Consider the following 25,575-nt stretch of genomic DNA (forward strand, 5'->3'; position numbering starts at 1 on the left):
ATTTCAGCTTAACAAATATCCCTTCAGGTCTTCGTAATTGCTGATTTGAAGGGATTTTTTTTGTCTATGCATAAGATCCTGAATTGAATCTGGGATCTCCACCTTTTCACCTATGGTCCTTTCTACAGTATCAAGAAATTTTACCGGATGCGCAGTCCCTAAAAAGGTTCCGTAATAACCGGTGTGCTCCTCCAGAAACTTCTGTAATCCAAGATATCCAACTGCACCGTGTGGATCCATTACATATCCATTCTCTTCATAAACTTTGTGTATGGCTTGTTTCGTTACCTTATCATCAAAACTATAAGCTGAAAAACCTTCTTTCAAATTAGATAAATCTTCATTGAAAATTTTCAAGATCCTTACAAAATTACTTGGGTCTCCAACGTCCATAGCATTTGAGATCGTTTGCACACTGGGCTTTGGAAGATATTCCCCAGATTTTAGATAATTGGTAACCACATCATTTGAATTATTCGCTGCTACAAAGTGGTCTATTGGAAGACCCATTTTTCTAGCCATCATTCCTGCACATATATTTCCAAAGTTTCCACTCGGCACAGAGAAAACAAGTTTTTCATTTTTGCTGCTAAGTTGCCTGTAAGCAAAAAAATAATAGAACATCTGCGGAAGCCACCTTGCTACATTTATGGAATTAGCCGAAGTCAACCTTCGAGAAGATGTGACTTCCTTATCTAAAAAGGCCTTTTTTACCATAGCCTGGCAATCGTCAAAATTTCCATCTACTTCTAAAGCGGTGATGTTTTCACCCAAAGTAGTAAGCTGTTTTTCCTGGATATCACTAACCTTAGCTTTTGGATAAAGGATAACAACATCAATTCCTTTAACACCTAGGAATCCATTGGCAACTGCCCCTCCGGTATCACCCGAGGTCGCTACTAAAACCGTTATATTTCCGAGATTTCCCTTTTTAATGAAATAGCCGAGACTTCCCGCCATGAATCTGGCCCCAACATCCTTGAATGCTAATGTAGGACCGTGAAATAATTCTAAAGTGGAAATCTTATTTTCTATCTCAACGACAGGAAAATCAAAGTCAATCGTTTTTTCAATAATATCGATCAGTGCTGAATCTGGAATCTCATTGCCAACAAAAGACTTAATAGCTTCAAAGGTAATTTCAGGTTTAGACAGTTTTTCAAGATTTTCGAAGAATGAAACCGGTAGTTGCTCGATCGATTCTGGAAAATACAAACCTTTGTCCGGCGCCAGTCCATTTACAACCGCATTCTCAAAATTACTTTTATGTTCCTTATTATTTAAGCTGAAATACTTCATAATACTTTCACTCCTTGTTTATTAATGCCAGACAAATGCAATTCAAAATCTATGTATTTATTTGAATAGAATACTTCAATTGCATCTCTAACCTTTTTAGCAATTTGCTCTCCTTTGCACAAGGCATAAACCGATGGACCTGAACCTGAAATTCCAAATCCCAAAGCTCCGTTTTCAGATGCAAGTACTTTTAGATCCTGGAAGTATGGGATTAAAATAGATCTTACAGGTTCAACGATTTCATCCTGAAGACTTCTTCCCAGCAAATCATAATCTTCCGTATATAAAGCGCTGACCAATGCTCCCAAATTACCCCATTGATTAATCGCCGATTTAAGACTTACGTTTTGCTTAATAATCGACCTTGAATCTTTGGTTTTGATCTCGATCATTGGATGTAGAACTACCACCACTAATTCCTGAGGAACAGGAAGACTAAGAACTTCCAGTGGATCATAACTTCTCACTAAACTGAAACCACCGAGCAAGGCTGGCGCTACATTATCTGCATGAGCATTTCCACTGGCAAGAAGTTCTCCCTGCATGGCAAAGGAAATCAGCTTTTGAGCATCGAATGGTTCGTTCAGTAATTTATTGACCGCGTAAACCGCCCCGGCTGAACTTGCCGCACTACTTCCAATTCCGCTTCCTGGTTTTATCTTTTTATCAATTTCAATATCAAATCCCTGGTTAGAATTTAATTCTTTAAGCAATGCCTTCACCGCAACTCCAGCGACATTCTGATCGGTTTCCATTGGAAGATCCTGACCGGTAATTTTTGTGATTCTTACCTGGTTTAAATTATTTTTCCTGATCAACATCTCATCTCCTACAGAATCCAGGCAACAACCCAGAACATCAAATCCGCAAGAGAGATTTGCTACAGTGGCCGGCGCAAAAACTTTTAATTCTGCCATAATTACTTTTTACCTATTCTTATAATATCGGCAAAAATCCCTGAAGCTGTCACATCTGCTCCCGCTCCCGCTCCTTTCACGATCAATGGTTGTTCAGGATAACGTTCAGTAAAGAATAAAACAATATTATCACTTCCACTAAGGTTAGCAAAAGGATGTTGCGCACCAACTTGTTGCAGTCCTACCCTACCCTTCCCATCTTCTAGTTGTGCAACATATTTTAATTCAGCATCCGCAGCTTTTGCATCATCATAAATTTTTTTGAATTCGGGTTCATCCTCCTCCAGCAACTCAAAGAATCTTTCATTATTTACTGAATTCAGACTTTCCTGAGACAGAAAGTCGTCTCTTTCAATATCTTCCAATTCCAGCTGCAAACCACTTTCCCTTGAAAGTATGAGGATTTTCCTTGCAACATCAACTCCGCTAAGATCAATTTTCGGGTCCGGTTCAGTAAATCCTTCTTTCATGGCAGTTTCTACCACTTTATAAAATGGCTCAGTTCCATTGTAATTATTGAAAACAAAATTCAAACTTCCCGAAAGTACGGCTTGAATCTTCCTGATTCTATCTCCGGATGCAACCAAATTTTGTAACGTATCAATAATCGGAAGACCTGCACCTACATTAGTTTCATATAAAAATGATGCTCCATATTCCCTTGCAAGATCCTGAAGATTCTGATAATTTTCAAAAGCATCTGCACAAGCGATCTTGTTACAGGTAACTACGGAAATTGAATTAGCCAGGTAATTCTTGTACCAGCCGGAAATTTCAGGACTAGCGGTATTATCAACAAAAATGCTATTCCGAAGATTGAATTCCTTCACTTTTTCAAAGAACAAATGTTTATCTGCCGGCTCTGCATTATCTAATAACTCTTTCCAATTCTGCAGATCGATCCCATTTTCATCGAAAAGCATTTTTCGCGAATTGGAAAGCCCCAAAACGCGGACTTTTAATCTCAATTTGTCTAATAAATATTGTTCCTGTTTTTTAAGTTGATCTAAAAGCTTGCTTCCCACATTTCCAACTCCAGTAATGAATAAGTTCAATTCCTTCGAAGGAACTTCAAAGAACTGCTCATGAAGCGTATTAAGAGCTTTTACAACATCTTTTTTTGCAATAACCGCAGATATATTTCTTTCAGAAGAACCTTGCGCAATGGCTCTAATATTAATATTGTTATTTCCCAGAGCGCTAAACATTTTACCACTTAGACCGTGGTGGCTCTTCATCTGGTCACCTACCAAAGCGATGATGGATACATTATCTTCAATTTCCACTGGTTTGATCTTTTTATTTGTGATCTCCACCTCAAAAGCTTCATCTAATGCCTCTTTTTTTTTTTCAGCTTCATCAGCCTTCACCGCTATACAAATACTATGTTCTGAAGATGCCTGAGTGATTAATACAACATTGATATGCTCCTGGAATAAAATCTCAAAAAATCGTTTCGAAAAACCTGGAATACCAACCATGCCGCTACCTTCAATATTCAGAAGTTTTATAGAGTCAATATGAGTAATTCCGGTAACCCATCTAAAATTCTTCTTGCTCGATTTTGAAATTACGGTTCCGGCATTTTCAGGTTCAAAGGTATTTTTAATATGTATTTCAATATTCTTATCCAGTAAAGGTTGTAAAGTTGGGGGGTATAGAACCTTGGCACCAAAATGTGAGAGTTCCATGGCTTCCTCATAAGAAATATGATTTAAAGAATAAGCCTGCGGAACTAGATTTGGATTTGCCGTGAACATTCCGTTTACGTCTGTATAGATCAAAACCTTGTCTGTATCCAGAGCTCCGGCAATAATAGCTGCAGTAAAATCTGATCCTCCACGACCTAGAGTACTCGGCACACCCAGATCGTTCTTAGCTACAAAACCCGGAACCACAAACAAATCTGCTTCATGAGATTTAAAATATTCAGATAATTGAGCATTGGTTTTTTCGTAATTCACCTGAACTTTTTCATTCACATTTTTACAAACGATCAATTCTGAAGAATCTACCCATAGGCTATTGGCTTCGAGACTTTTAAAATATTCGGCAATGATCTGTGAACTTAAAATCTCTCCAAAACCTGAAATCACATGCCTGGTCTTATCTGAAAGTTCATTCAGAAGAAATACTCCTTCATACAATGTTTCAAGTCTATTGAACTGATTTTTAACCTTGCTTAAAATTCCGCTTTGAGAGGTAACAGGAATTAATTCCTTCACCGCATCAATATGGCGTTTTTCGTTTTTTACAAGAAGTTTTTTATAGGAATCATCTTCGTTTGAAGCTAGCTCTGCCATCAATAAAAGATCGTTAGTAACTCCGCCAAAAGCTGAGAACACGCTAACGACGCTATCGTTTTTAAGATGATTTTGTATGGTTTCAGCAACCATTTTAATACGTTCGGGAGTGGCTAAAGATGAACCGCCAAATTTCAGGATATACATAACTGAAATCGTTTTAAAGAATTAATAAGTTATTATAAAATACAGGTGTATGGACGAAAGTTATATAGCAAGGACCCCACAAGGGGTAATACCTGTAATAGTAATAACAGTAGTATATAGACGAAATGTGATTTCGTCTATAATATTATTGATATTTAGTTGAAGTTTTTTCACGGTTTTTCCTCGAAAACTTATTTAAAGGTATTCAAATAATTCTACCAGCAAAACTTTTTATTTGAATCATGTAGAGAATTATCGAATTGACAGTTTTAGGCAATAAAAAACCCGATAATTTAAATTATCGGGCTGATTATTAACAATATAGAAAACTAATTATAGTCCGCTAATATAACTTCCATATAGATCTTTGAATTGTAGACCTTTTGAAAAACGTTTCTTACTCAACTTTTTAAATTCCACTAAAGCCCACAATAAAAACTCTTTTATGAAGTATTTATCTTCATTATTAGCTTCCGGCTGATATTTCTCAATCAGTTTGTTTAAGGGTTCAATGGAATCCAGTTTCTCTTTATATTCTTTATCTGAAAGATCATCTGGTAATTCAAACCCTGAACTTTCAAAAAACCATTCTACGAGATCATCATATGGAGTGGTCTCATCTGGTCTTTGTAATTTTTCAATCTTCGGAAAATAGTCTGGAAATAAAGTTTTTACAGAATCGCCTATCAGTTGCTGTGCAACAAAGGCGGCACCCTCCTGCTCTCCTTCATAGACCAATTCCACCTTTCCGGTAATAGATGGAATAACACCTAAGAAATCACTGAACCTCAATAAAGTATTTTCTTCATCATTCCTAATAACTCTTCTTTCGGCTGTACTTAATAGATTCTCAAAAGCTGTAATACTCATCCTTGCACTAACACCACTTTTATGATCTATAAATTCGCTGTCGCGAGCTTCAAAACTTATTTGCTCCAGGAGATCTTTTGCAATTTCAGGAACATGTACCAGTTCTCTTTGCCTTGAATCTAACTGAGCCTCCTGCGCAGTAATTATTTTTGCTGTTTCGATATCTTCAGGATAATGTGTTAAGATCTGAGAACCTATCCTATCCTTTAATGGGGTTACAATACTACCTCTATTAGTGTAATCTTCAGGATTTGCAGTGAAAACGAACTGCATGTCTAACGGAAGTCTCAATTTGAATCCTCTAATCTGAATATCACCCTCTTGCAAAATATTGAAAAGTGCCACCTGAATCCTTGCCTGAAGATCGGGTAATTCATTAATTACAAAAATACTTCGGTTTGCCCTGGGGATCATTCCGAAATGAATAACTCTATCATCAGCATAACTCAGCTTAAGGTTTGCCGCTTTTATTGGGTCAACATCGCCTATCAAATCTGCAACCGTAACATCTGGAGTGGCAAGCTTTTCAAAGAAACGTTCATCTCTATGTATCCAGGATACTGGAGTTTCATCTCCTTTTTCTTTAATTAGTTCAATTGCATACCTGCTTAATGGATTCAAAGGATCATCATTGATCTCAGATCCTTCAACTACAGGAATCCATTCATCCAACAAATTAACCATGAGCCTGGCTAGACGTGTCTTTGCCTGTCCTCTTAAACCTAAAAGGTTAATGTTATGTCGAGAGAGAATAGCTCTTTCCAGTTCAGGAATTACAGTATAATCATAACCATGTATTCCTTCAAATGGATTTTGCTTATTCTTTATTTTCTGTTTTAGATTCTCACGGAGCTCATCTTTTATGCTCCTACTTTCGTAACCAACTTTTTTCAGCTCTCCTAGAGTATTGATCTTTTCTTTATTCATTTTCATTTTTCTTAGCCTCTAATTCTTTTTTTCCTGTTGATCTCATAATCCTCGAAGATCATTTCACCTAAACCTTTCAACCCTGTATAAAAAGCTTTACCCTGATTCGCAGCAGTAAATTCCTGAACAAATTGAGTTAAATAAGGATCTTGTGCAATCATGAAAGTGGTAATTGGAATTCTAACTTTTCTGGCCTGCCTGGCCATATTATAACATTTGTCTACGACGTAAGGATCCAATCCCATACTATTTTTGTAATAACTACCATTTCTTTCCCTGATGCAGCTTGGTTTCCCATCGGTGATCATAAAGATCTGTTTATTGGTATTTCTTTTTCGACGGAGAAGATCCATAGCCAATTCGAGTCCGGCAACCGTGTTCGTATGATATGGACCGACCTTTAAATAAGGTAGTTCCGCGATGGATATTGGCCAGGCATCATTACCAAAAACGAGGATATCCAATGTATCCTTAGGATACCTGGTAGTGATAAGTTCAGATAATGCCATGGCAACTTTTTTAGCAGGAGTAATTCGATCTTCCCCATAAAGGATCATACTATGACTAATGTCGATCATCAAAACCGTGCTCATCTGAGCTTTATGATGAGTTTCTTCCACAACCAGGTCATCTTCAGACATAGAAAATTCTCCAATTCCGTGATTGATCTGGGCATTCTTCAAACTTTCGGTCATAGAAATTCTGCTTAGAGAATCACCAAATTGGTAAGATCTGAAATCTCCTGTATGCTCATCTCCTCTACCAATTTGATTGGTACGGTGATTTCCGGATGATCCTCTTTTTAGCTTTCCGAAAATCTGCTCCAGAGCCTGTTGCCTTATAGCTCGTTCGGTTTTTGCGGTGATAGCCATACTGCCTTTACCATCCTGGTCTATCTCTTCCCTGATATATCCTTTTTTCTTCAGATCTTCCACAAAATCGTCTAGAGTATACTCATCTGTAGTTAACTGGTATTCTTCATCAAGCTGTTTTAACCAGTCCAGCGCTTCATCCAGATCACCTGAAGTATGAGTGATGATCTCCTTGAAGATTTCAAACAATTTTTCAAAAGGAGAAACTTCAGGCGCATCATATTTATCAAATATAAATCCCCTGATCTCCTTATCTGCATTCCTTTTCATAGTCTTAAAATTAATCTTTTTTGAAGAGAAATTAAAAAGGAGAGACGTGAACACTCAATAAACTTTTGTTAATTGAAAAATCTCCATATTTGGCCGATTCTTGTTATTCTTTTCTTAATTACTTCTCATTTTTATTAGGATATAAGAGATTTGAAAAAAAAAGATGAACAAATACTTTTATATATTACTCGTAGGGCTGATCTCATTTAATATGAATGCCCAGGAAAAATCATCTCCCTACAAAACTGACTTCTGGAAGGACGGAGCCTGGGTTGCAGGATCTGTTGGGCTGAATGTCGTAGGTGTTATGAGCATTCAAAATAAACCCGATCTCACAGAAACAGATTTGGCAAATTTGGATGGTAATGATATCTGGGGAATTAACCGCGGAGCCGTTGGAAATTATTCTGTTAATGCAGATGAATTGAGCTATATACCATTTTATGCATCTTTCGCAACACCTTTACTGTTTCTACTTGGAGAAGATGAAAGACAAAATTTCGGGCAGATCTCTGTAATGTTTATTGAAACTATGGCCACCACCGGAGCATTCTTTACGTTGACGGCTGGGAATGTTGAAAAAAGCAGACCTTTGGTTTATAATGAAAATCTTCCAATAGAAGATAGATTAGATTCTGATGCTCAAAGATCGTTTTTTGCAGGGCATACTGCGGCCACTGCTGCAGCAACCTTCTTTACAGCTAAAGTATTTCAGGATTTTAATCCAGACTCACCTGCAGTTCCTTATGTATGGGCTGGTGCGGTTGCAGTTCCTGCCTATGTTGGTTATTTAAGAACTAAGGCCGGAAAGCATTTTCTAACAGATAATTTAATTGGCTTTGGAATTGGTGCTGCATGTGGTATCTTAGTTCCAGAAATCCACAAGATCGGGAATGAGAAATTGGATGTTTATCCAACAATGAATACAAATGTAATGGGAACCGGTATAGACACTAAGGGTATTGGCTTTAACTATACCTTCTAAAACCGAACTATTTTTATGAGTATTGGAGAAATTACCTTACTGTTTTTTACTGTTTTAATGTGCATCCCTACACTGGCCTCCCTAACAAGGTTTGATCAGTGGTGGGTTCGAGGATTTGATTTTCCCAGGATACAGATAAGTTTTCTGATAATCTGCGTGATTGTAGCCTCGATCATTTTTTATGACTTTGAAAAACTATGGCAATTTATTGCTGTAGGTCTTCTAGGGCTAAGTCTTCTTTATCAGTTCAAAAAAATATATCCTTATACTTATATTTCAAAAAAACAGGTTCTAAAATTTAAAGGTTCAGATCCTAATGCAACTGTATCTATCTTGGTTAGTAATGTGCTAACACCGAACAAGCGAAGTGATAAACTCATTTCACTAGTAAATGATCGTAAACCGGATATTCTTCTTACGCTGGAAACAGATAAGAGATGGGAGGAGGAACTTTCAGAATTAGAAGAAGAATATAAATACAACGTAAAAATTCCGAAGGACAACCTTTACGGAATGCATTTGTATTCAAAACTGGAATTGAAGGATATAAAAGTAAGATATCTTGTGCAGGATGATATCCCTTCTATTCACGGTTATGTAATTCTAAGATCAGGAAAAAAGGTAAGATTACATTGTTTACATCCAATGCCTCCCAGTCCTACTGAAAGTGAAACTTCAACCAATAGAGACGCTGAACTTTTGATGGTTGGTAGAGACGTAGATGTTGAAAAAGATTCCATACTGGTTGTAGGTGACCTAAACGATGTTGCATGGTCCAGAACTACAAGATTATTTCAAAAGCTAAGTGGTTTAATGGATCCAAGGATTGGAAGAGGATTCTTTAACACATTTCATTCAAATTATTTTCTTTTAAGATGGCCTCTTGATCATGTTTTCCACACGAAAGATTTCACATTGATAGAAATTGCCAGGGAAAGAAACGTAGGATCTGATCATTTCCCCATGTATATCAAACTGAATTATGAGCCAACTGCAGAGGTGATCAATGAAGATACAGACGAGGCTGATGATGAAGAGAAAGAATGGGCTGAAGAAAAGATCAAAAGTGCTGATCCCATTCGTCAGAAATTAGATATTATCCCTCTTCAAAATAGGCTGACAACTTAGAGATTCCTTTTAATTTGGAGCAATGTCTTGCTGAAACCGGTTTTTCTATGAAATCTACCACGTGAGAATCTTCAGCTGCATCCCTTTTATCTTTACGATCGATGGAAGAAGTAACCATTACAACGTGAATACGCTCATTGTTTTTAACCATTTTTAATTTCCGTAGAAACTCCCAACCGTCCATTTTAGGCATGTTTATATCTAACATAATTAGATAATCTACCTCCTGATCTGATTCATTTTCCAGAAAATCCAGACCTTGCTGTGCGTCTTTGAATACATATGGATCGGTATCCAGTTCACACTTTGTTACGATTTTTCTTTGCAGGAATGTAACAATTTCGTCGTCATCAATAATTATTGTTCTCAACATGAGCAGGGCGTTTTTGGGGTTCAGCTTACAATTCCTTTTCGGTTTGAATCGCAATCTGCCTGATTATTACATCAAGTTCTTGTGCTGAAGTTAAAATATTATCTAGTATTTCATTGACATTTTCAAGATCATTTTTATAATTAAGCAGTAAATCAACCAATCCCATCACTTTTGCAAGAGGTGCTCTTACAACGTGAGATTGTGTCCATGCGATCTCTTTTAGTCTCTGGTTATGATTTTCTATAGCAATTAAATGCTGTTTTCTTTCCGTGATATCCTGCATAGATCCAATAATACGCTTTGGATTATCATCTTCATCAGTAATTAAATAACTACGATCCAGGATGTATTTATAAGAACCATCGAGGCACTGAAAACGATATTCAGTTGTCAGGTTTTTCAAACCTTCAACTCTCATTTGCTTGGCAAGACACCTTACATTTTCAATATCATCTGGATGAATCTTATTATTCCACCAATCTCCGGAATACACACCATCATCATTTGAATAGCCAAATAATTCTGTAGCCACATCGCTAACCCTCATTTCATCCTTTTCGATATCATAATCTGTAATAAGATCACTGGTCGCTTTGGCAACAATATCATAACGACGCAAGCTATCAATAAGCTCTCGCTCCTGCTCTACAAATTCGGTAATATCCCTGGAGTTCATTACGATCCCCTGAATTGACGGATCATTATTTAAATTAGTTATGATGGTTTCTATCCAGCTCCATTTACCTTTAGCATTCCTAACTCTATAAGATGGCAACTGAACCCTTTTAGAGCTGTCTAATTTATTTAAATGCGGAGCAATATTCTTATAATCATCTTTATTGATATAGTCTTTAAAATCTGTACCATTCATCTCTGAAGGCTTAAGCCCAAAGACCGTTTTTGTTGCCGGACTATTATAAATATAATTGAAGCTCTTGTCTACTATTGAAATAAGGTCAGAGCCTTCCTGAACCAAGGATTTAAATCGTTTTTCGCTATGAAGCAATTGTTCTTCTGCTTTGATCCTTGCGGTTACATCTCTAACTAAAGAAACACGAGCATTTTGACCGGCAAAAACCATTGGATTACTATTCACATTTACAAAAATGCGATCTCCATTTTTCTTGATATGTTCCACCTTAACCTGAAAAAAGCTATCCGTATTTTTAGCGATAACCTTTTCAATTCTGTCTTCCTGTTTAGGAGCCCAAAGATCTCTCACGCTCATTCTGGAAAATTCTTCTTCAGTGAATCCGTAAAGTTCAATAGCAGCTTTATTAACCTTCAAAAATTTAAGTTCATCTCTATCCAGTACCCACATTGGTAAAGGACTGGCATCAAAAAGGCTACGATATTTCTTTTCTGATTCCTCAAGCTTTTTCTGAACCTTTTTACGCTCGGCGATATGTCCAGAAAGCTCTTCATGAACTTTCTTAAGTGGTGTGATATCTGTACCGTAAATGAAAACTACATTCTCTTCAATAAAATATCTGGAGAAGCGCCAGGATATCCAGAGATAATCGCCATCCTTTTTTAAACAACGTAACTCAAAGTCGCTTCCCTGAATTGAAATATCTTCAATGGCTTTATAAGTTTTATCAAGATCATCAGGATGAAGAAATTCAGTAAACGGTTTACTTAAAATTTCCGATTCAGAAAAGCCAAATTTCTGAACAAATGATGGATTAATTTTTTTCACAAAACCATCCATTCCGATTACCGCGATAAGATTTGGTGAAAACTGGAAGAAATCATTCAATTGATCCTGGCTACGCTTTCGCTCTATAGCTGAAGCTATCTGTAAGGTTATATCCCCTAGAACATCAGTTTCTATTTTTTTCGCATCGCTAACTGAACCAAGACAAAAGATAGAAATCAATTTACCTTGAAAGATAATAGGAATACCGACGGCCGATTTGATAGATTCGTTATTATTCAGAATCATTTTCTCAAATAGATCTGCCTCCTCTTTCTGACGTAAAATCTCCACTTCACCAGATTCCCATACTTTGCCAGGCAAGCCTTCACCTCTTAAATAAGTGGTTCCAGAACTACTTAATTCCGCAAGATCCTTTTCTGGTGGCCAGAATGCGGTACGCACTAAATTTTCATTGTTGATACTTACTTTGTAAGCTTCAGCATAATCAAAACCTAAATCTTTACAGAAAACTTTTAAGGTTTGAATCATTGCTTCATTAAAGGTAGGTTTATCACCAAATACTTTTATGATTTTAAATATCAGATCCTGTTTTTTATTATGCAGGTAAGTTTCTGTTATATCTCGTGCAATACCAACCAGACCAATAGTCTCATCTTCTTTATTTTTAAGAGGCACTTTAGTTAACAGAACCATTTCTTGTTTTCCATCAACATTTGTCACCAGATCCGGTCGATTGATAACTGGCACCCCAGTCTGCATAACGCGATCATTATCCTCAATGATCTCGAAACCCTTTTCAGAATCAAAATAATCCATTGGTGTATATCCTTCGGAACTCTGGTCACTGGACTCACCTAACATTTGGGTATAAAATTTTCTATTTGCCAGGATAGATCTATGTTCCTGGTCTTTTACGAAAATATAATCAGGGATATTATCAATGATTGCTCTGAGCATTTGCCGCTCTTCAGCAATTTTATTTTCAGTCTCTTTTTGTTTAGTAATATCCTTGGCAATACCGTAGATACCAATTATTTTTCCTTCATAAGTTATAGGGAAATTGTTTATCTCAAGTATTTTCTTATTTCCCTTTAAACTCAGGAAATTAATTATATAATTTTGACTTTCCCCTTCAACCGCCTTTGCAAATCTATTTAGCACCATCTCCTGATCCGCTTCAGTAACCAGTGGTAGAAAATGCATGTTAAGCAAAGTATTAATGGAAGTCTCCGCTAGTTTTGCTGAGGCCGCATTAGCATTAACAAAATTTCCTTCAAGATCAAAGGAAAAAACAGCATCGGGATTATTATAAAAAAGATTAGAATAAACCTGCTTATTATATTCCATCTCCTTCTTAATTAAATCAGAATCTTTTAAGCTTGATTCTAAATTCTCCTGAATTGATTTTTCTATAGAAATTGAAGACTGGTTTACTTTTCCATCTATGCTAAGAATTGGAGTAAAGGTAAATTGAAGTTTAGTATTCGAATAATCGATTACCAAGAATTGCTTTATTCCATTGCGGCAAATCCTTAGCCGATGTTTGACTTCTGTTCTTAAATTTAAAGGAAGAAAGTCTGAAAAGCATTTACCATTTTCTAATTGAAGATCAAAAGCATCTTGAATTACTTCTTGAGCCGCTTGATTATATGCCACTACGCCCTTCTCATAACACAAAGTTATGAAAGCCTCCTGAGAAATTTTGGAAGTTTCCGTATTCAAGGTTTAACAATAGATTTAGGTTCGTGGAAAGTACAAAAATTAATCAGTTAAAACCTAAAAAATGTTTTTTGAAAAATTGATACCGATTCCGAAGTTAGAATCTTCATAAGATTTTATATCAGCTCCAATTTGAGCTTTCAGCTTATAGGCACTATCTATTAATTCAACTTCTATAAGGGAAGAAAAAACCTCTCTTGTATTAGGAAAGAAAGAATCTTTGACACCATAATTTTTACGATAACTTAGAAGAAACCTATACGGCAACTTGTCAAACGCCAGACCCTTAATCCCAAGATGATGAACTGTAAGAATATTGGTCCCTATTCTAAATCTTGACTCTTCATTTAAAAGAATAAAAGGTAGACCAATCACCTGATTTCTAAAAGTCCAGCCAGACCTATATAAATTATTATTGAAATAATTATCGGCGCCATCTACCTCGGAACTTTTTCTTCTTCTACTTTGATTTTTTGTATAATAAAATTCATACATGAATGCTTTAAACCAAGAATTACCCCAGAAAGAATCACGATTATCCTCAAAATAAATTGCATAACGCCCATCAGGTAAATTCCCGGCCTTCAAACCGGAAGCATCTTCAAAAATGTGATTATATAAAAATTGAAAATCGACATCTCTAATTTTAGTTTTCAAATTCAATTCATAACTCCCAATTTGATTACCTAGGGCATTAACTTCCTGCCCATTCCCTACATCGTTCTCACTTGCCATACCAGTAAAAATTCGAGTATAGTCTTTTATACTCCCAGGCAATTCGCCAAATTCTTCAGAGTAACCCGCCCATTGAACAAAATGCTGAAAACCTAAGGAGATTTCAAAATTTGTTTTACTTCTGTAGACAATATGAGCACTTTTATGATGAACACGGGTATTTTCAATATATCGATCATCAGTAAGTAGGTATTCTTCAAGACTTGCCTTAAATCCTATACCGTGTTCGCCATTTATAAATAAAGGGTCTCTGGAAAAGAACCGAATACCAGGTAATGGTGAAGCATTTAAACTCCAAAGTATACTTTGATTAGATGCACTTAAACCTTGAAATAAATCTGGACGCTGTTTTTTACCAATAACAACTCCTATTTTTGGAGTAGAAAAAGAGAAATATGCCTCATCTAAATTAAAACCATCTTCATAGCCATCCTTAAAAAATCCGCCTAATCCAAATTCAGCTTCATTATCTCCTGCTAGATCTATATTTGCTTTATAGGTTAATATTCCTGATAGATGTGTTTTTTCATCTAAACGTCCCCTGTAATTAGTGTGCATCCAAAAAGGAGATTCTTCTCCTGTAGATAACCTGCCGTGACCTTCAAAATTCAAACTATAAATTACCTGACTAAAGGCGGAATTAGTGAGTAAAAAAAATATAATAAGAGATACGTAACTTAATTTCATTTGAATGATCCAGGATCTCTGCAAATATTAAGAATAAGAATTTAAATTATGTAATTTTGAAAAGCAAAATAGTTCATATGTTATCAATTTTTCAAAAGAAAACATTTTTAATTGATCTGATTGAAGGAATAACTGATTTTCATAATCATATATTGCCTGGAATCGATGATGGAGCGAAAACAACTGAAGATTCATTAGAGCTGATAAATGAATTTCAAAATATTGGTATAACTGATTTCGTTGCAACGCCGCATGTGATCGGGGAATATTATCCCAATACACCTGAATCAATTGAAAACGCATTTCAAAAAATTCAACCGCATATCTCTAATAAGGTAAATTTTAATTATTCGGCTGAATACATGATGGATCAGCATTTTGTTGAAATAATTGAAAAACAAAAGATTTTACCGATCATCAAGAATAAAGTTTTAGTTGAAATGTCTTATTTTCAACCACCTATTAATCTCAACGAAATTCTTTTTAAACTTCAGAATAACAGTTACTCCCCGATATTAGCACATCCTGAAAGATATACTTACTGGCATTCAAAGAATCTAGAAAAATTAAAGCAAATTAAAACCAGAGGATGCAGCTTTCAACTGAACATGCTTTCATTGTCCAACCATTACGGTATAGGAATTCAGAAAATAGCTTTTAGGTTGCTTGAAAATAATCTAATCGATTTTATTAGTAGTGATGCGCACAAAATAAGTCACCTCGATAAAATAAAAGAAATAAAAATTCCAAAAAAAATACTGGTTTCATTAGAAAAAGTGATTGAGAATAATAGAAATTTATTTTCTAGTTAAACAATCTTTTTTTTATTCTCTGCCACCTAGATTCCTGATCCGCTCCATAACCATAACCATAGCCGTAGGAATATCCATATTGAGCACCATAGGAGAATTTAGAATAATCTACATTATTCAATATAATGGCTAAACCTTTAAGTTTACCCTGCTTTTTTAAATCCTTAGGAAATTCTAATAGATTTTTTTCAGTATAATCAGCCCTAGTAACATAAAGAGTATAGTCAGCTAATTGGCTTATTAATAAAGTGTCTGTTACTATCATTACTGGAGCTGTATCAACTATTACATAGTCATATTTAGTTTTTGCATGATCTATTAAATCTTCCATTCTATCATTCATAAGCAATTCAGCAGGATTAGGGGGTATTGGTCCAGATAAAATTACATCGACTTCAATATTATCATCTTTTGTATGAGAAATTACGTCTGATGAAGCAACTTCATAATCATAAAGGTAATCTGAAAGACCTTTTTCCTTTGCACCTTGAGTGGTACTTGTATATCTATGTAGTTTAGGGTTTCTTATATCAGCTCCTATTAAAAGAACTGATTTACCTGTACTTGCTAAAGTTCTAGAAAGATTATAGGAAATAAAAGTTTTCCCCTCTCCTTTAACTGTAGATGTGACAAAAATTGTGCTCCCTACGTTTCTATCTTTATTTTGAATTAAATACGCTAGGTTAGTTCTCAAAATTCTAAAGGATTCTGCCAATGGAGTTCGGTCGTTCAATTGAATAATGTCCATTTCCTCGGTTTTTATTCGTGGTACCTCTCCTAAAAATGGTATGTTTTTAATTAAACTGTTTAAATCACCCTTATGATGAACTTTAGTATCTATTAGGTTTTTAATGAAAATGATTAAAACGGGAATTATTAAGCCAGCTAAAAATCCTCCTAATAAAATCAACCACGGCTCAGGATCAACTGGTTTATCCAATGTAAAAGCTGCATCTACAACTCGAGCTACAGAAGCAGTTGCGGCAAATGAAATCGCTGCCTCCTCGCGTCTTTGTAATAAAAACAGGTACAATTGTTCTTTTATTTGCTGCTGACGCTCTATATTTCTCATTCCCTTTTCTAGACCCGGAAAAGTCTGGAATTTACCTTTGGCAGTATTTTCTCTTACATTTAATTCGCTCAATCTAACATTAATAGATTCACGAGTACTTTCAATATTTTGAAACAAATTTTGTTTTAAACTTGTAATTTGATCGGAGATAGCCTGAACTGCAGGATTTTCTACGGTAGAACCTTTTAGGAATAAATTTCTTTCAATTACTAAACTATTATAACTGTTAATCAAACCAGATACACCCCCCTCATTAATTCCTACATCAGGTAATAATTCAAATTCAGCTTGTTTCCTTAGAATTTCCTCTATAGACCTGAGTAATTCTAATTGAGTTTCAAGATCAAATATTTGCTGTTCTGCTATTGAAAACTTCGATTGGAATTCAGTAGCACCAGCCTGTACATTCATTAAGCTATTCTCTCGCTTAAACTCAGCAATGTCAACTTCTACAGAATCAAGTTCATCTGTAATCATTTGTAAACGATCTTGAATAAATTTAGTTGTGTTCTCTGCTACCTCTTGTTTATCTTTAACTCCTTCTTCATTAAACCTTTTCATTAAAAAATTTAAAAAATCTTCCGATTTAGATTCTGATTCATTGACTATCGATAATTCAAGAATATCTTTTGATTGTCCTTTAGGACTTATAACCAAATTCTGGATATACCTATTAGCAGTCTCAATTAAAGGCTCTACTTTAAAATTAATGGTATTTGAGCTTTTAAATGCTCCCTTTATATTTCGAGATTGGGGTAACACTGTAAATTTTAAACCATCAATTTCTATTATTTCACCAATCCTATACTCTTTACTATTATCATTCTCTGCCAAGCGGAGCTCAAAACGAGTATCAGATTCAGGAGTTATATATAAATTTAATTTAGATTTATTTACAATGGAATCTGGAGAAATAAACTGTACTATAATTGGGCTAGTTTTATATGCTTCAACAGTGATGACATTACCTTCGAAATAATATGATTGATTAAGATTTAATTCATCTATAACACTTGATACTAGCTTTTTAGACTTTAACTTTTCAATTTGACTTTGTAATCCATCATCTTCCAATGCAAATAGACTTCCTCCTCCAGATGGAATTGCACTTAGAGCATTTTTCTCTTGATCTTTTACCATTATCATTGTAGACCAAGTTCTATATTTTGGTATAGTATATCTATTATAAAGAAATGCTAGAAATCCTCCGACAAGTATACCTAAAACAATCCATTTCCAATGAGTTAGATATTTATATATTTCTGCTTTAAAATCTATACTCGATTCGCTCTTTTCCTCTGATAAATCCGTAAATTCTTCCATTCTTATAGACTATTGATAAGTAAGTAAATGCTTAAAATAGTTGTCCCTAATCCTAAAATACCCTGGACGCTTGTGAGAAATCCTGCAGACTTAACAGCTCGGTAAGTAGGTTCTACATATACTATATCATTTTGTTTCAAATAAAAAAATTCACTACTGAAAAATGAGGTCTCAGTAATATCTACTGAAGCAACCTTCTTCATACCATCTTCTTCTCTAATGATTGTTATATTTTCTCTCTTACCATCAATTGTAATATCTCCCGCCATTGCAATAACTTCTAATATGGTTATTCTACCATCATTAACTTGAAATCTACCCGGGGCAGCAACTTCACCTAAAACAGTTATAGAATAATTGATAATCCTAATATCAACTATAGGCGACTTGACATATTTTTCAATTCTGGATTCTAACTTATCTTGAACTTCAGATGGTTTTAAACCAACAACTTCAATAACACCTAATACTGGAAAATTAATTGTTCCTTTTTCACTAACGAGATATCCAGACAAAGAAAGGTTCTGTCCACCACCTCCGGTTGCCTCAGAATTAGATCTCATTTGAAATGGAGCAACAATTTCTTCGTTTAATGAGGAAGAAGAAACGTCAATTTTTAAAACATCATTGTTTTTAATTTTAGGTTCATACATTAAAAGATTTTCACGATTTTCTAATACCTCTTTTCCTTCGTAAAAATAAACTACATTTTCCTTCGTTGCGCAACTGATAAATACCAAATTAATGATGAGTGCACTAAGTATTTTTCTCATATAATTTTTTATTCTTTCTTAAGTTCAGCAACATTATCCAGTCTCTCGTAGGAGGAATTGTTACTTTTAAATTCGGGAATTAAATCTTTTAATTTTGCAACGACTTTATCGTTTTTTAATTTATTTGCAGACTTGATAATCTTTTCAACTTTTTCGTTAATCATTTCGTAATCACGCACTACGTCCTGACCAATCATTATTTTTTTATGATGAGTTGGAAGAGTTTTACACTCATCATTAAGTAATTCTTCATACAACTTTTCCCCCGGTCTTAAGCCAGTTATTCTAACTTTAATGTGTTTATTGGGCTGATAGCCAGCAAGTTTAATCATCTTTATTGCTAGGTCCATAATCTTTACCGGCTCGCCCATATCAAAAACGAAGATCTCTCCTCCTTTACCCATGGCACCTGCTTCCAACACGAGCTGGCAGGCCTCTGGAATAGTCATGAAATACCTAATAATATCGGGGTGTGTGATTGTAACGGGACCTCCAGCTTCAATTTGTTTTTTGAACAATGGAACCACCGATCCGTTTGAACCTAATACGTTACCAAACCTAGTTGTGATGAATTTAGTACTATTCGGGTTTGTTTTAATACTATCATGATATAGAGATTGAACATACATTTCTGCCGTTCTTTTCGAAGCCCCCATCACATTACTAGGATTCACGGCTTTATCTGTTGAAACCATTACAAAATGTCCAACATTATATTTAACTGCAAGATCTGCTAAATTTTTTGTTCCATGTATATTTACAAAAATAGCCTCATGAGGATTACTTTCCATAAGCGGCACGTGTTTATAGGCCGCTGCATGATAAACAACATCGATATTTTGATTCTGGAACATTAATTCCAATCTCTTCTGATTTCCAACATCACAAACAATTACTTTAAAGTTTAAATCGGGGAACTTAGACTCAACTTCTAATTGCAGATTATGTAATGGTGTTTCCGCCTGATCAAGTATAATTAACCTTTTAGGATTATATTCTGCTACCTGCCTCACAATTTCACTACCAATAGACCCAGCTGCACCCGTCACTAAAATTGTTTTACCGGTTAACTGATCAATTTTATTCTGAACTTCTAATTGAATCGGCTCTCTTTCAAGAAGGTCTTCAATTTGTAATGTCTTAACCTTCTTCGCGATAGGTTGGTTTTCGTCCCAAGAAGATACTAGCGGTGCATTATAAACCGCAATATCATGCTCAAGACATTCTTCAACTAACTTAAATTTTTCTTCAGGAGTAAAAGTGTTTTCAGAAAAAATGATGGCCTCAGCACCAAGAGATTTAACCTCTTCATGAATTTTCTGAGTATGCCTTAATACAGGTTTATCTAATATTCTCAGACTTTTGTGTGATCCCTGAGTTAAAAATCCAACTATTTTAAATCTTTTAGGATGCTCAATATCCAATGCACCTGCAATAGAAATAGCATTCTCATCAACTCCAAGTATAACTGCCCTAACTAAGGATTGATTCTTTTGAACTAGCTTAAAATATTCGTAAACCTGTTTAACACCCAGCCTAAATAAGAAAAGTAGCGAAAATGAGATCCAAAGATTGATCAACAATCCTCCCACTAGAAATACCTTTTCACCGATTATAAAGTAGGTAGCATAGTTTACCACCAATAAGCTTATAAAGCTTCCAATAGTAGCCAATAATAACTTCAGAGCATCTATATTCGAAGAGTACCTAATGATCCCCGCATATGTTTTAAAAATATAAAAGAAAATAATATTCGTAGCTACAATAATAACCCCTTTATCAAAAAAACTTAGCAGAGTATATTGAAATGGGGAAAGATCTAGTAAGATAAATATGGTTAATACTGTGGAAATTACTACCAGACCTATATCTATCAACAAAACAGCCCAACGAGGAAGATATTTTAAATTTCTAATATCTAATGCGTTGTCGGGACCTGTAAGAATATTTTTTAGGGCTCTATTGATTCTACCCATAATTTTAAATTCTATTTTTTCAAACAATTTAAAATTGCATCCTGAATTCTTTCTCTGTCTCTATCTGAAAGATTAGAACCACTCGGCAAACATAAACCATTTTTGAACATCTCTTCGGCAATTCCCGTGCCATAGAACGGATTGTTAGTAAATACCGGCTGCATGTGCATTGGTTTCCAAAGAGGTCGGCTTTCAATATTTTCAGATTCTAGACACTTTCTTAAATCTTCTCTATCAACTCCGCCGGTCTTTTCCGGATCTATTGTTATTACTGACAGCCAGTGATTACTGAAATAATCGTCATTAGGCTCCTTAAAAACTTTTACTCCTTCGACATCACGGAATAAATTTACATAAAAATGAAACATATCCCTGCGACCTTCCACTCTTTTATCAAGAACTTCCATTTGTCCACGACCTATACCAGCAGAAATATTACTCAATCTGTAATTATATCCAATTTCGCTATGCTGATAATGGGGAGCATCATCTCTCGCCTGAGTAGCTAAAAAAACAGCTTTCTTCTTACTATCTGAGGATTGGGTTACCAAAGCACCGCCTCCAGAGGTCGTTATTATTTTGTTTCCATTAAAAGATAGAATGGAAAATTTGGCAAAAGTCCCACACTTCTTTCCTTTAAAAGTGCTTCCTAAGGCTTCCGCACTATCTTCAATTACGGGAATTTCGTACTTTTCAGCTATTTCATTTATTTGATCAACCTTATATGGCATTCCATATAAATGAACGGCAACTATTGCTTTTGGTTTTTTACCTTTTGAAATTCTATCCTTTATAGCTATTTCTAATTGCTCAGGACAGATATTTAATGTTTCTGACTCACTATCGACAAATATTGGTGTTGCTCCTAAATAAACAATAGGATTTGCTGAAGCAGCAAAAGTCATACTTTGACATAACACCTCGTCTCCATGCTCAACTCCGCATAAGATCAATGCTAAATGGAGAGCAGCAGTTCCAGAACTTAAAGCGGCTACTTCAATATTATTTGAACTTGCCTCACCCAAATAGTTTTTAATATCGTTTTCAAATCCATTCACATTAGGTCCAAGTGGAGCAATCCAGTTTTCTGAAAATGCTTCATTTATGTATTTAAGTTCATTTCCTCCCATATGAGGAGATGATAACCAGATTTTATCTTTACCCATTATCAATCTTATTATACTTTATTATTTTCCCTGGATTACCAACCACTACTGCATGATCTGGTATATCATTTATTATTACCGATCCTGCACCGATAGTTACCCACTCTCCTATTTTAACACCGGGAATAATTACGGCCCCGGCTCCAATATGACTGCCTTCACCAATTTTCACATTTCCGGTTACAGTTGCTGAAGGTGAAATATGGACAAAATCACCTATAATTACATCATGCTCAACTACGGAATTGGTATTTATAATACAATGAGCACCAATAGATGTAGAAGAATTAACTATAGCATTTGGCATAACTACTGTACCGTATTGAATTTCTGTATCCTTACTTACCACAGCAGATTTATCTATTATTGCCTCACAAAAATTATTAGATAGCTTTTTCGAAACATTTTTTCTAATAGAATTGTTTCCAATGGCAATGATCGCATCTAGTTTCTCAATATCCTGAGATATATCATGTTTTACATCAAAACCTAGAATCTTTTTTAAAGATCGATCATCATCTAAAATGTGATCTATTTCTTTACCAATAGATTTTAGTACATCTATGATTACTTTAGCATGTCCGCTTGCCCCGTATATAATCATTAATTTCTACCGTTAAATGGTTCCGTCGTCGCCATGTTTGCTGTGTTAATTCCTTCTGAAATCAACACTTTCTTTATGGTCATAAAAATAATCTTCAGATCTAAAAAAAACGATATATTTTCCACATACCAAATATCGTATTGAAATTTCTGTGTCCAGCTAATAGCATTTCTACCATTTACCTGTGCCCAGCCGGTAATTCCCGGTTTAACTTCATGCCTCCTGTTTTGATCAGGCGTATAAATCGACAAATATTGAGGTAGTAAAGGCCTGGGACCAATAATACTCATATCTCCTTTTAAAACATTAAATAGCTGCGGAATCTCATCAATAGAAGTTTTTCGAACAAAACTACCAACCTTGGTTAATCGTTCAGAATCTGGCAAAAGATTACCTTGAGTATCCTTTGCATCAGTCATGGTTTTAAACTTAACTATATTGAAGATTTCACCAGATTTTCCAGGTCTTTTCTGAAAGAAAAAAGGCTTACCGTGATTCGCAATCGATAAAAGAATTATCACAATTAGCAAAACCGGACTGATCAGGATCAATGCAATTAAAGCTACTAGTAGATCAAATAATGGTTTAATAATATTCCTGTACATTCAATTTATTAGGCATCGCGTTGATCGGCGGCGAATTTAATCATGTTTATGAAGCTCCTCTAATTCTTTGTATTCTTTTAACAGTATTTCCCAAAACTGTTTTCTTTCATATTTGCTTTGAATCAATCGGCGTGCGTTTTGCGTTAATTTCTCCCTTAAAGTTACATTATTTAAAACATTACTCATTTCTTTCACTAATGCATTCTTGTCCTTCACTGGAATTATTAAACCATTTACACCATTTTTAATGATTTCATTACACCCATTTATATTTGAAACAATAGCTGGAAGACTCATCGCATTTGCCTGCATGACCACATTTGGAAATCCTTCACGATAACTAGGAAAAGTCAGCACATTTGAAATTGAAAAATATGGACGAACGTCTTGCTGATATCCAGTTGTATAAATCTTTAAATGAGAATTTATTAATTTAAATACCTCGGGATCTATAGGATCCAATTCCTGTTCAAATGGACCAACAAGAAGTAATGAGACATCAGGATTTTTACTTTCAAGCTCTACAAAGGCTGTAACTAATTCGTTAATACCTTTTTCCGATACTAAACGCCCTACGAATATATAAACAAAATCATATTCTGGGATACCAATATCTCTTCTCAGATTTGATCTGTATTCATCAGTATAGTTTTCAGGATTAAAATAATTAGTATCTATTCCGTTTGAACTACCCTGACCAAGCACTTCTAATTTATCATCATCAGCATAACCGAGTTCTTTAATAATATCTTTTAATACGAAGGAATTGGGATATACTTTAGTAGCAAGAGAGTAAGTTAGTTTTTCTACAAAATCCAGAATTTTTCGCTTATTCCCTAAAGTTTCCAATAATGGTAATCCAGCAACAGTATGCAACCTTAAAGGCACACCAGCGAGTTTAGAAGCTAACATCCCTATAATTCCAGCTTTTGGTGTATGACTATGTACAATTAGCGGTTTCTCTTTTTTACAAAATCTGTATAGCTTGTAAAGAGATTTTAAATCCTTTAATGGCGTAATCGCTCTGGTCATTTCAATCCAAAATGTACGAACATGATTTTCTTCACCATACTTTTTTAATCTTTCCTCCTCGGCTGAAACCGCAATCACTTCATAATGATCATTCATGTAGGTAAGCTGCCCCTCTAAAAGCTTTTCTAGCGAAAGCGGAATAGTTGTAATTCTAACTAATTTTTGCACTAATCTATTTTAAGACTTCAAACGCGAATTTATAGAAAATTAGATGTCTTCACTATTATTAATAATGAATAGTCTAAATCTTTATCGCCTTATAAGATGCCGACGCACTTAACCTTTCCAGTTTGAGTTTGACTTCAGTTGATTTTTCGTAGGCCAAGAAATAGTAGATGACAAAAAACATGAAATACATGATCATTGTTTTCTGACGGATCATTATCCCTAAATTAGACATAATAAAAGTCATCGCAAATGATGTTAGGACAAAAATCATCAAACATGATTTTACATGTGAAGGAGCATTTTTCCAGAATTTGAAAAAATTTAGTTTTAAGATTTTACCAAAAAGCAATAAGTATATTAAGTTTTCAATGGAAACTATAACGCCTAGAAAACCTGGTGCATCCAAAAATAAAGGTCTAAACCAAAATGTAAAGATTTTTTCTGGTAGACTATAACCCGCCATATTTAAACCTGATGTAGCAGTACTTAATTTATCTGATCTATTAGAGGAAAATTCAAGAAAGTCTCCAATTAAATTATTTGAATTACCAAGATTGACCACCGCCAATATTTTATCCTGAATTAGAATTAGTCCTAAAAGTATTGCTAGACCTCCAAAAACCTTGTATCGTTTTGATATCAGGTTTTTACCAAAATATAGTCCGTATAATCCTCCAACACAAATTAATAAAAACATATGCGGCCTGATTGCAAATACCAATAACGATGATAAAATCAAACCAAACTTTCGCTCCATAGGTCGGCTAATCGAAAATGCAAACAGCATTAAGCCGAAGAAAATTAAAGCCCCTTTCCCCAGGGATGCTGACCAGAAGTGCATATTAGGAAAAAATAAAATTAGGGTAAGAAGGTCCACTTTTTTGAAAACCATTACCTTCTCTTTTATATTTTCTTTGAAGAATAAGAATCCTAATACAAATCCCCAATAACCAATCCAGGCAAACAATAACATCATCATTTCATATGTGAAACCTAGATAATTAATAAAAGGATATGAAATAAAGTCTATGAATGTAGTTTCGGTTCCTAAATAACTAAACCAAGAATTTGAAGATGATTTTGGGATATTAAAGTATCTATGGGAGTCAGATGGATGATTCCAGGCATAAATATAATATATTACTCCAAATA

The 25,575-nt window shown here is 34.9% G+C and carries 19 protein-coding genes; 3 read left to right on the forward strand and 16 right to left on the reverse strand.

Features of this window, described 5'->3' with window-relative positions; translation table 11 throughout:
• Positions 1 to 3: 3 nt before the first annotated feature.
• The 5 genes from thrC to RE431_RS07865 all read right to left on the reverse strand — a co-directional run bounded on the left by thrC (position 4) and on the right by RE431_RS07865 (position 7,605).
• Positions 4 to 1,299, reverse strand: a complete 1,296-nt coding sequence (thrC, locus tag RE431_RS07845) for a threonine synthase (RefSeq protein WP_309561424.1) — start codon at positions 1,297 to 1,299, stop codon at positions 4 to 6.
• A complete protein-coding gene (locus RE431_RS07850; RefSeq protein ID WP_309561425.1) occupies positions 1,296 to 2,216 on the reverse strand; it encodes a homoserine kinase in 921 nt (306 codons plus the stop codon). The genes thrC and RE431_RS07850 overlap by 4 nt, the downstream gene beginning before the upstream one ends.
• A gap of 2 nt (positions 2,217 to 2,218) precedes the next feature.
• Positions 2,219 to 4,666, reverse strand: a complete 2,448-nt coding sequence (gene thrA / locus RE431_RS07855) for a bifunctional aspartate kinase/homoserine dehydrogenase I (RefSeq protein ID WP_309561426.1) — start codon at positions 4,664 to 4,666, stop codon at positions 2,219 to 2,221.
• 333 nt (positions 4,667 to 4,999) lie between these two features.
• Positions 5,000 to 6,463 (reverse strand): magnesium chelatase, encoded by a 1,464-nt coding sequence (locus tag RE431_RS07860; protein WP_309561427.1) that lies wholly within the window; start codon positions 6,461 to 6,463, stop codon positions 5,000 to 5,002.
• Between the two features lie 11 nt (positions 6,464 to 6,474).
• Positions 6,475 to 7,605, reverse strand: a complete 1,131-nt coding sequence (locus tag RE431_RS07865) for a vWA domain-containing protein (protein ID WP_309561428.1) — start codon at positions 7,603 to 7,605, stop codon at positions 6,475 to 6,477.
• A 163-nt stretch (positions 7,606 to 7,768) separates the two neighbouring features.
• Between RE431_RS07865 and RE431_RS07870 the strand changes: the two genes are divergently transcribed.
• Both RE431_RS07870 and RE431_RS07875 read left to right on the forward strand, forming a co-directional pair.
• Positions 7,769 to 8,590 (forward strand): phosphatase PAP2 family protein, encoded by an 822-nt coding sequence (locus RE431_RS07870; protein WP_309561429.1) that lies wholly within the window; start codon positions 7,769 to 7,771, stop codon positions 8,588 to 8,590.
• A gap of 15 nt (positions 8,591 to 8,605) precedes the next feature.
• On the forward strand, positions 8,606 to 9,718 hold the full coding sequence (locus tag RE431_RS07875; RefSeq protein ID WP_309561430.1) for an endonuclease/exonuclease/phosphatase family protein: 1,113 nt from the start codon (positions 8,606 to 8,608) through the stop codon (positions 9,716 to 9,718).
• Here the strand turns inward: RE431_RS07875 and RE431_RS07880 are convergent.
• The 3 genes from RE431_RS07880 to RE431_RS07890 all read right to left on the reverse strand — a co-directional run bounded on the left by RE431_RS07880 (position 9,687) and on the right by RE431_RS07890 (position 14,817).
• Positions 9,687 to 10,091 carry a response regulator gene (locus RE431_RS07880; protein ID WP_309561431.1) on the reverse strand — a complete coding sequence of 135 codons (405 nt, stop codon included), beginning with the start codon at positions 10,089 to 10,091 and terminating at the stop codon, positions 9,687 to 9,689. The two genes, RE431_RS07875 and RE431_RS07880, sit on opposite strands and share 32 nt — an antisense overlap.
• A gap of 25 nt (positions 10,092 to 10,116) precedes the next feature.
• Positions 10,117 to 13,407, reverse strand: coding sequence for a PAS domain S-box protein (locus RE431_RS07885; protein WP_309561432.1), 3,291 nt, complete (start codon positions 13,405 to 13,407; stop codon positions 10,117 to 10,119).
• A gap of 120 nt (positions 13,408 to 13,527) precedes the next feature.
• Positions 13,528 to 14,817 carry a capsule assembly Wzi family protein gene (locus RE431_RS07890; RefSeq protein ID WP_309561433.1) on the reverse strand — a complete coding sequence of 430 codons (1,290 nt, stop codon included), beginning with the start codon at positions 14,815 to 14,817 and terminating at the stop codon, positions 13,528 to 13,530.
• 152 nt (positions 14,818 to 14,969) lie between these two features.
• On the opposite strand from RE431_RS07890, the gene RE431_RS07895 reads away from it, so the two are divergent.
• Positions 14,970 to 15,704, forward strand: a complete 735-nt coding sequence (locus RE431_RS07895; protein WP_309561434.1) for a tyrosine-protein phosphatase — start codon at positions 14,970 to 14,972, stop codon at positions 15,702 to 15,704.
• Here the strand turns inward: RE431_RS07895 and RE431_RS07900 are convergent.
• The 8 genes from RE431_RS07900 to RE431_RS07935 all read right to left on the reverse strand — a co-directional run bounded on the left by RE431_RS07900 (position 15,697) and on the right by RE431_RS07935 (position 25,315).
• Entirely contained in the window at positions 15,697 to 18,099 is a 2,403-nt protein-coding gene (locus RE431_RS07900) for a GumC family protein (RefSeq protein WP_309561435.1), read from the reverse strand. The two genes, RE431_RS07895 and RE431_RS07900, sit on opposite strands and share 8 nt — an antisense overlap.
• Before the next feature lie 2 nt (positions 18,100 to 18,101).
• Positions 18,102 to 18,872: a polysaccharide biosynthesis/export family protein gene (locus tag RE431_RS07905; protein ID WP_309561436.1), complete on the reverse strand. Its 771-nt coding sequence runs from the start codon at positions 18,870 to 18,872 to the stop codon at positions 18,102 to 18,104.
• 8 nt (positions 18,873 to 18,880) lie between these two features.
• Positions 18,881 to 20,848 (reverse strand): polysaccharide biosynthesis protein, encoded by a 1,968-nt coding sequence (locus RE431_RS07910; protein ID WP_309561437.1) that lies wholly within the window; start codon positions 20,846 to 20,848, stop codon positions 18,881 to 18,883.
• 11 nt (positions 20,849 to 20,859) lie between these two features.
• Positions 20,860 to 22,014 carry a DegT/DnrJ/EryC1/StrS family aminotransferase gene (locus RE431_RS07915; protein ID WP_309561438.1) on the reverse strand — a complete coding sequence of 385 codons (1,155 nt, stop codon included), beginning with the start codon at positions 22,012 to 22,014 and terminating at the stop codon, positions 20,860 to 20,862.
• A complete protein-coding gene (locus RE431_RS07920; protein ID WP_309561439.1) occupies positions 22,007 to 22,618 on the reverse strand; it encodes an acetyltransferase in 612 nt (203 codons plus the stop codon). Before RE431_RS07920 ends, RE431_RS07915 begins: the two co-directional genes overlap by 8 nt.
• Entirely contained in the window at positions 22,618 to 23,223 is a 606-nt protein-coding gene (locus RE431_RS07925; RefSeq protein WP_309561440.1) for a sugar transferase, read from the reverse strand. Before RE431_RS07925 ends, RE431_RS07920 begins: the two co-directional genes overlap by 1 nt.
• A 36-nt stretch (positions 23,224 to 23,259) precedes the next feature.
• Positions 23,260 to 24,423, reverse strand: a complete 1,164-nt coding sequence (locus tag RE431_RS07930) for a glycosyltransferase family 4 protein (RefSeq protein WP_309561441.1) — start codon at positions 24,421 to 24,423, stop codon at positions 23,260 to 23,262.
• A 73-nt stretch (positions 24,424 to 24,496) separates the two neighbouring features.
• Entirely contained in the window at positions 24,497 to 25,315 is an 819-nt protein-coding gene (locus RE431_RS07935; protein ID WP_309561442.1) for a hypothetical protein, read from the reverse strand.
• Positions 25,316 to 25,575: the final 260 nt, after the last annotated feature.

The organism is Christiangramia sediminicola (genome assembly GCF_031344135.1).
In the GTDB taxonomy this organism is placed as follows: domain Bacteria; phylum Bacteroidota; class Bacteroidia; order Flavobacteriales; family Flavobacteriaceae; genus Christiangramia; species Christiangramia sediminicola.

Coding starts and splice junctions, on each gene's coding strand:
- thrC (WP_309561424.1), bottom strand. CDS start 1,299: ATGAAGTATTTCAGCTTAAATAATAAGGAACATAAAAGTAATTTTGAG.
- RE431_RS07850 (WP_309561425.1), bottom strand. CDS start 2,216: ATGGCAGAATTAAAAGTTTTTGCGCCGGCCACTGTAGCAAATCTCTCT.
- thrA (WP_309561426.1), bottom strand. CDS start 4,666: ATGTATATCCTGAAATTTGGCGGTTCATCTTTAGCCACTCCCGAACGT.
- RE431_RS07860 (WP_309561427.1), bottom strand. CDS start 6,463: ATGAATAAAGAAAAGATCAATACTCTAGGAGAGCTGAAAAAAGTTGGT.
- RE431_RS07865 (WP_309561428.1), bottom strand. CDS start 7,605: ATGAAAAGGAATGCAGATAAGGAGATCAGGGGATTTATATTTGATAAA.
- RE431_RS07870 (WP_309561429.1), top strand. CDS start 7,769: ATGAACAAATACTTTTATATATTACTCGTAGGGCTGATCTCATTTAAT.
- RE431_RS07875 (WP_309561430.1), top strand. CDS start 8,606: ATGAGTATTGGAGAAATTACCTTACTGTTTTTTACTGTTTTAATGTGC.
- RE431_RS07880 (WP_309561431.1), bottom strand. CDS start 10,091: ATGTTGAGAACAATAATTATTGATGACGACGAAATTGTTACATTCCTG.
- RE431_RS07895 (WP_309561434.1), top strand. CDS start 14,970: ATGTTATCAATTTTTCAAAAGAAAACATTTTTAATTGATCTGATTGAA.
- RE431_RS07900 (WP_309561435.1), bottom strand. CDS start 18,099: ATGGAAGAATTTACGGATTTATCAGAGGAAAAGAGCGAATCGAGTATA.
- RE431_RS07905 (WP_309561436.1), bottom strand. CDS start 18,872: ATGAGAAAAATACTTAGTGCACTCATCATTAATTTGGTATTTATCAGT.
- RE431_RS07910 (WP_309561437.1), bottom strand. CDS start 20,848: ATGGGTAGAATCAATAGAGCCCTAAAAAATATTCTTACAGGTCCCGAC.
- RE431_RS07915 (WP_309561438.1), bottom strand. CDS start 22,014: ATGGGTAAAGATAAAATCTGGTTATCATCTCCTCATATGGGAGGAAAT.
- RE431_RS07920 (WP_309561439.1), bottom strand. CDS start 22,618: ATGATTATATACGGGGCAAGCGGACATGCTAAAGTAATCATAGATGTA.
- RE431_RS07925 (WP_309561440.1), bottom strand. CDS start 23,223: ATGTACAGGAATATTATTAAACCATTATTTGATCTACTAGTAGCTTTA.
- RE431_RS07935 (WP_309561442.1), bottom strand. CDS start 25,315: ATGGTTTTCAAAAAAGTGGACCTTCTTACCCTAATTTTATTTTTTCCT.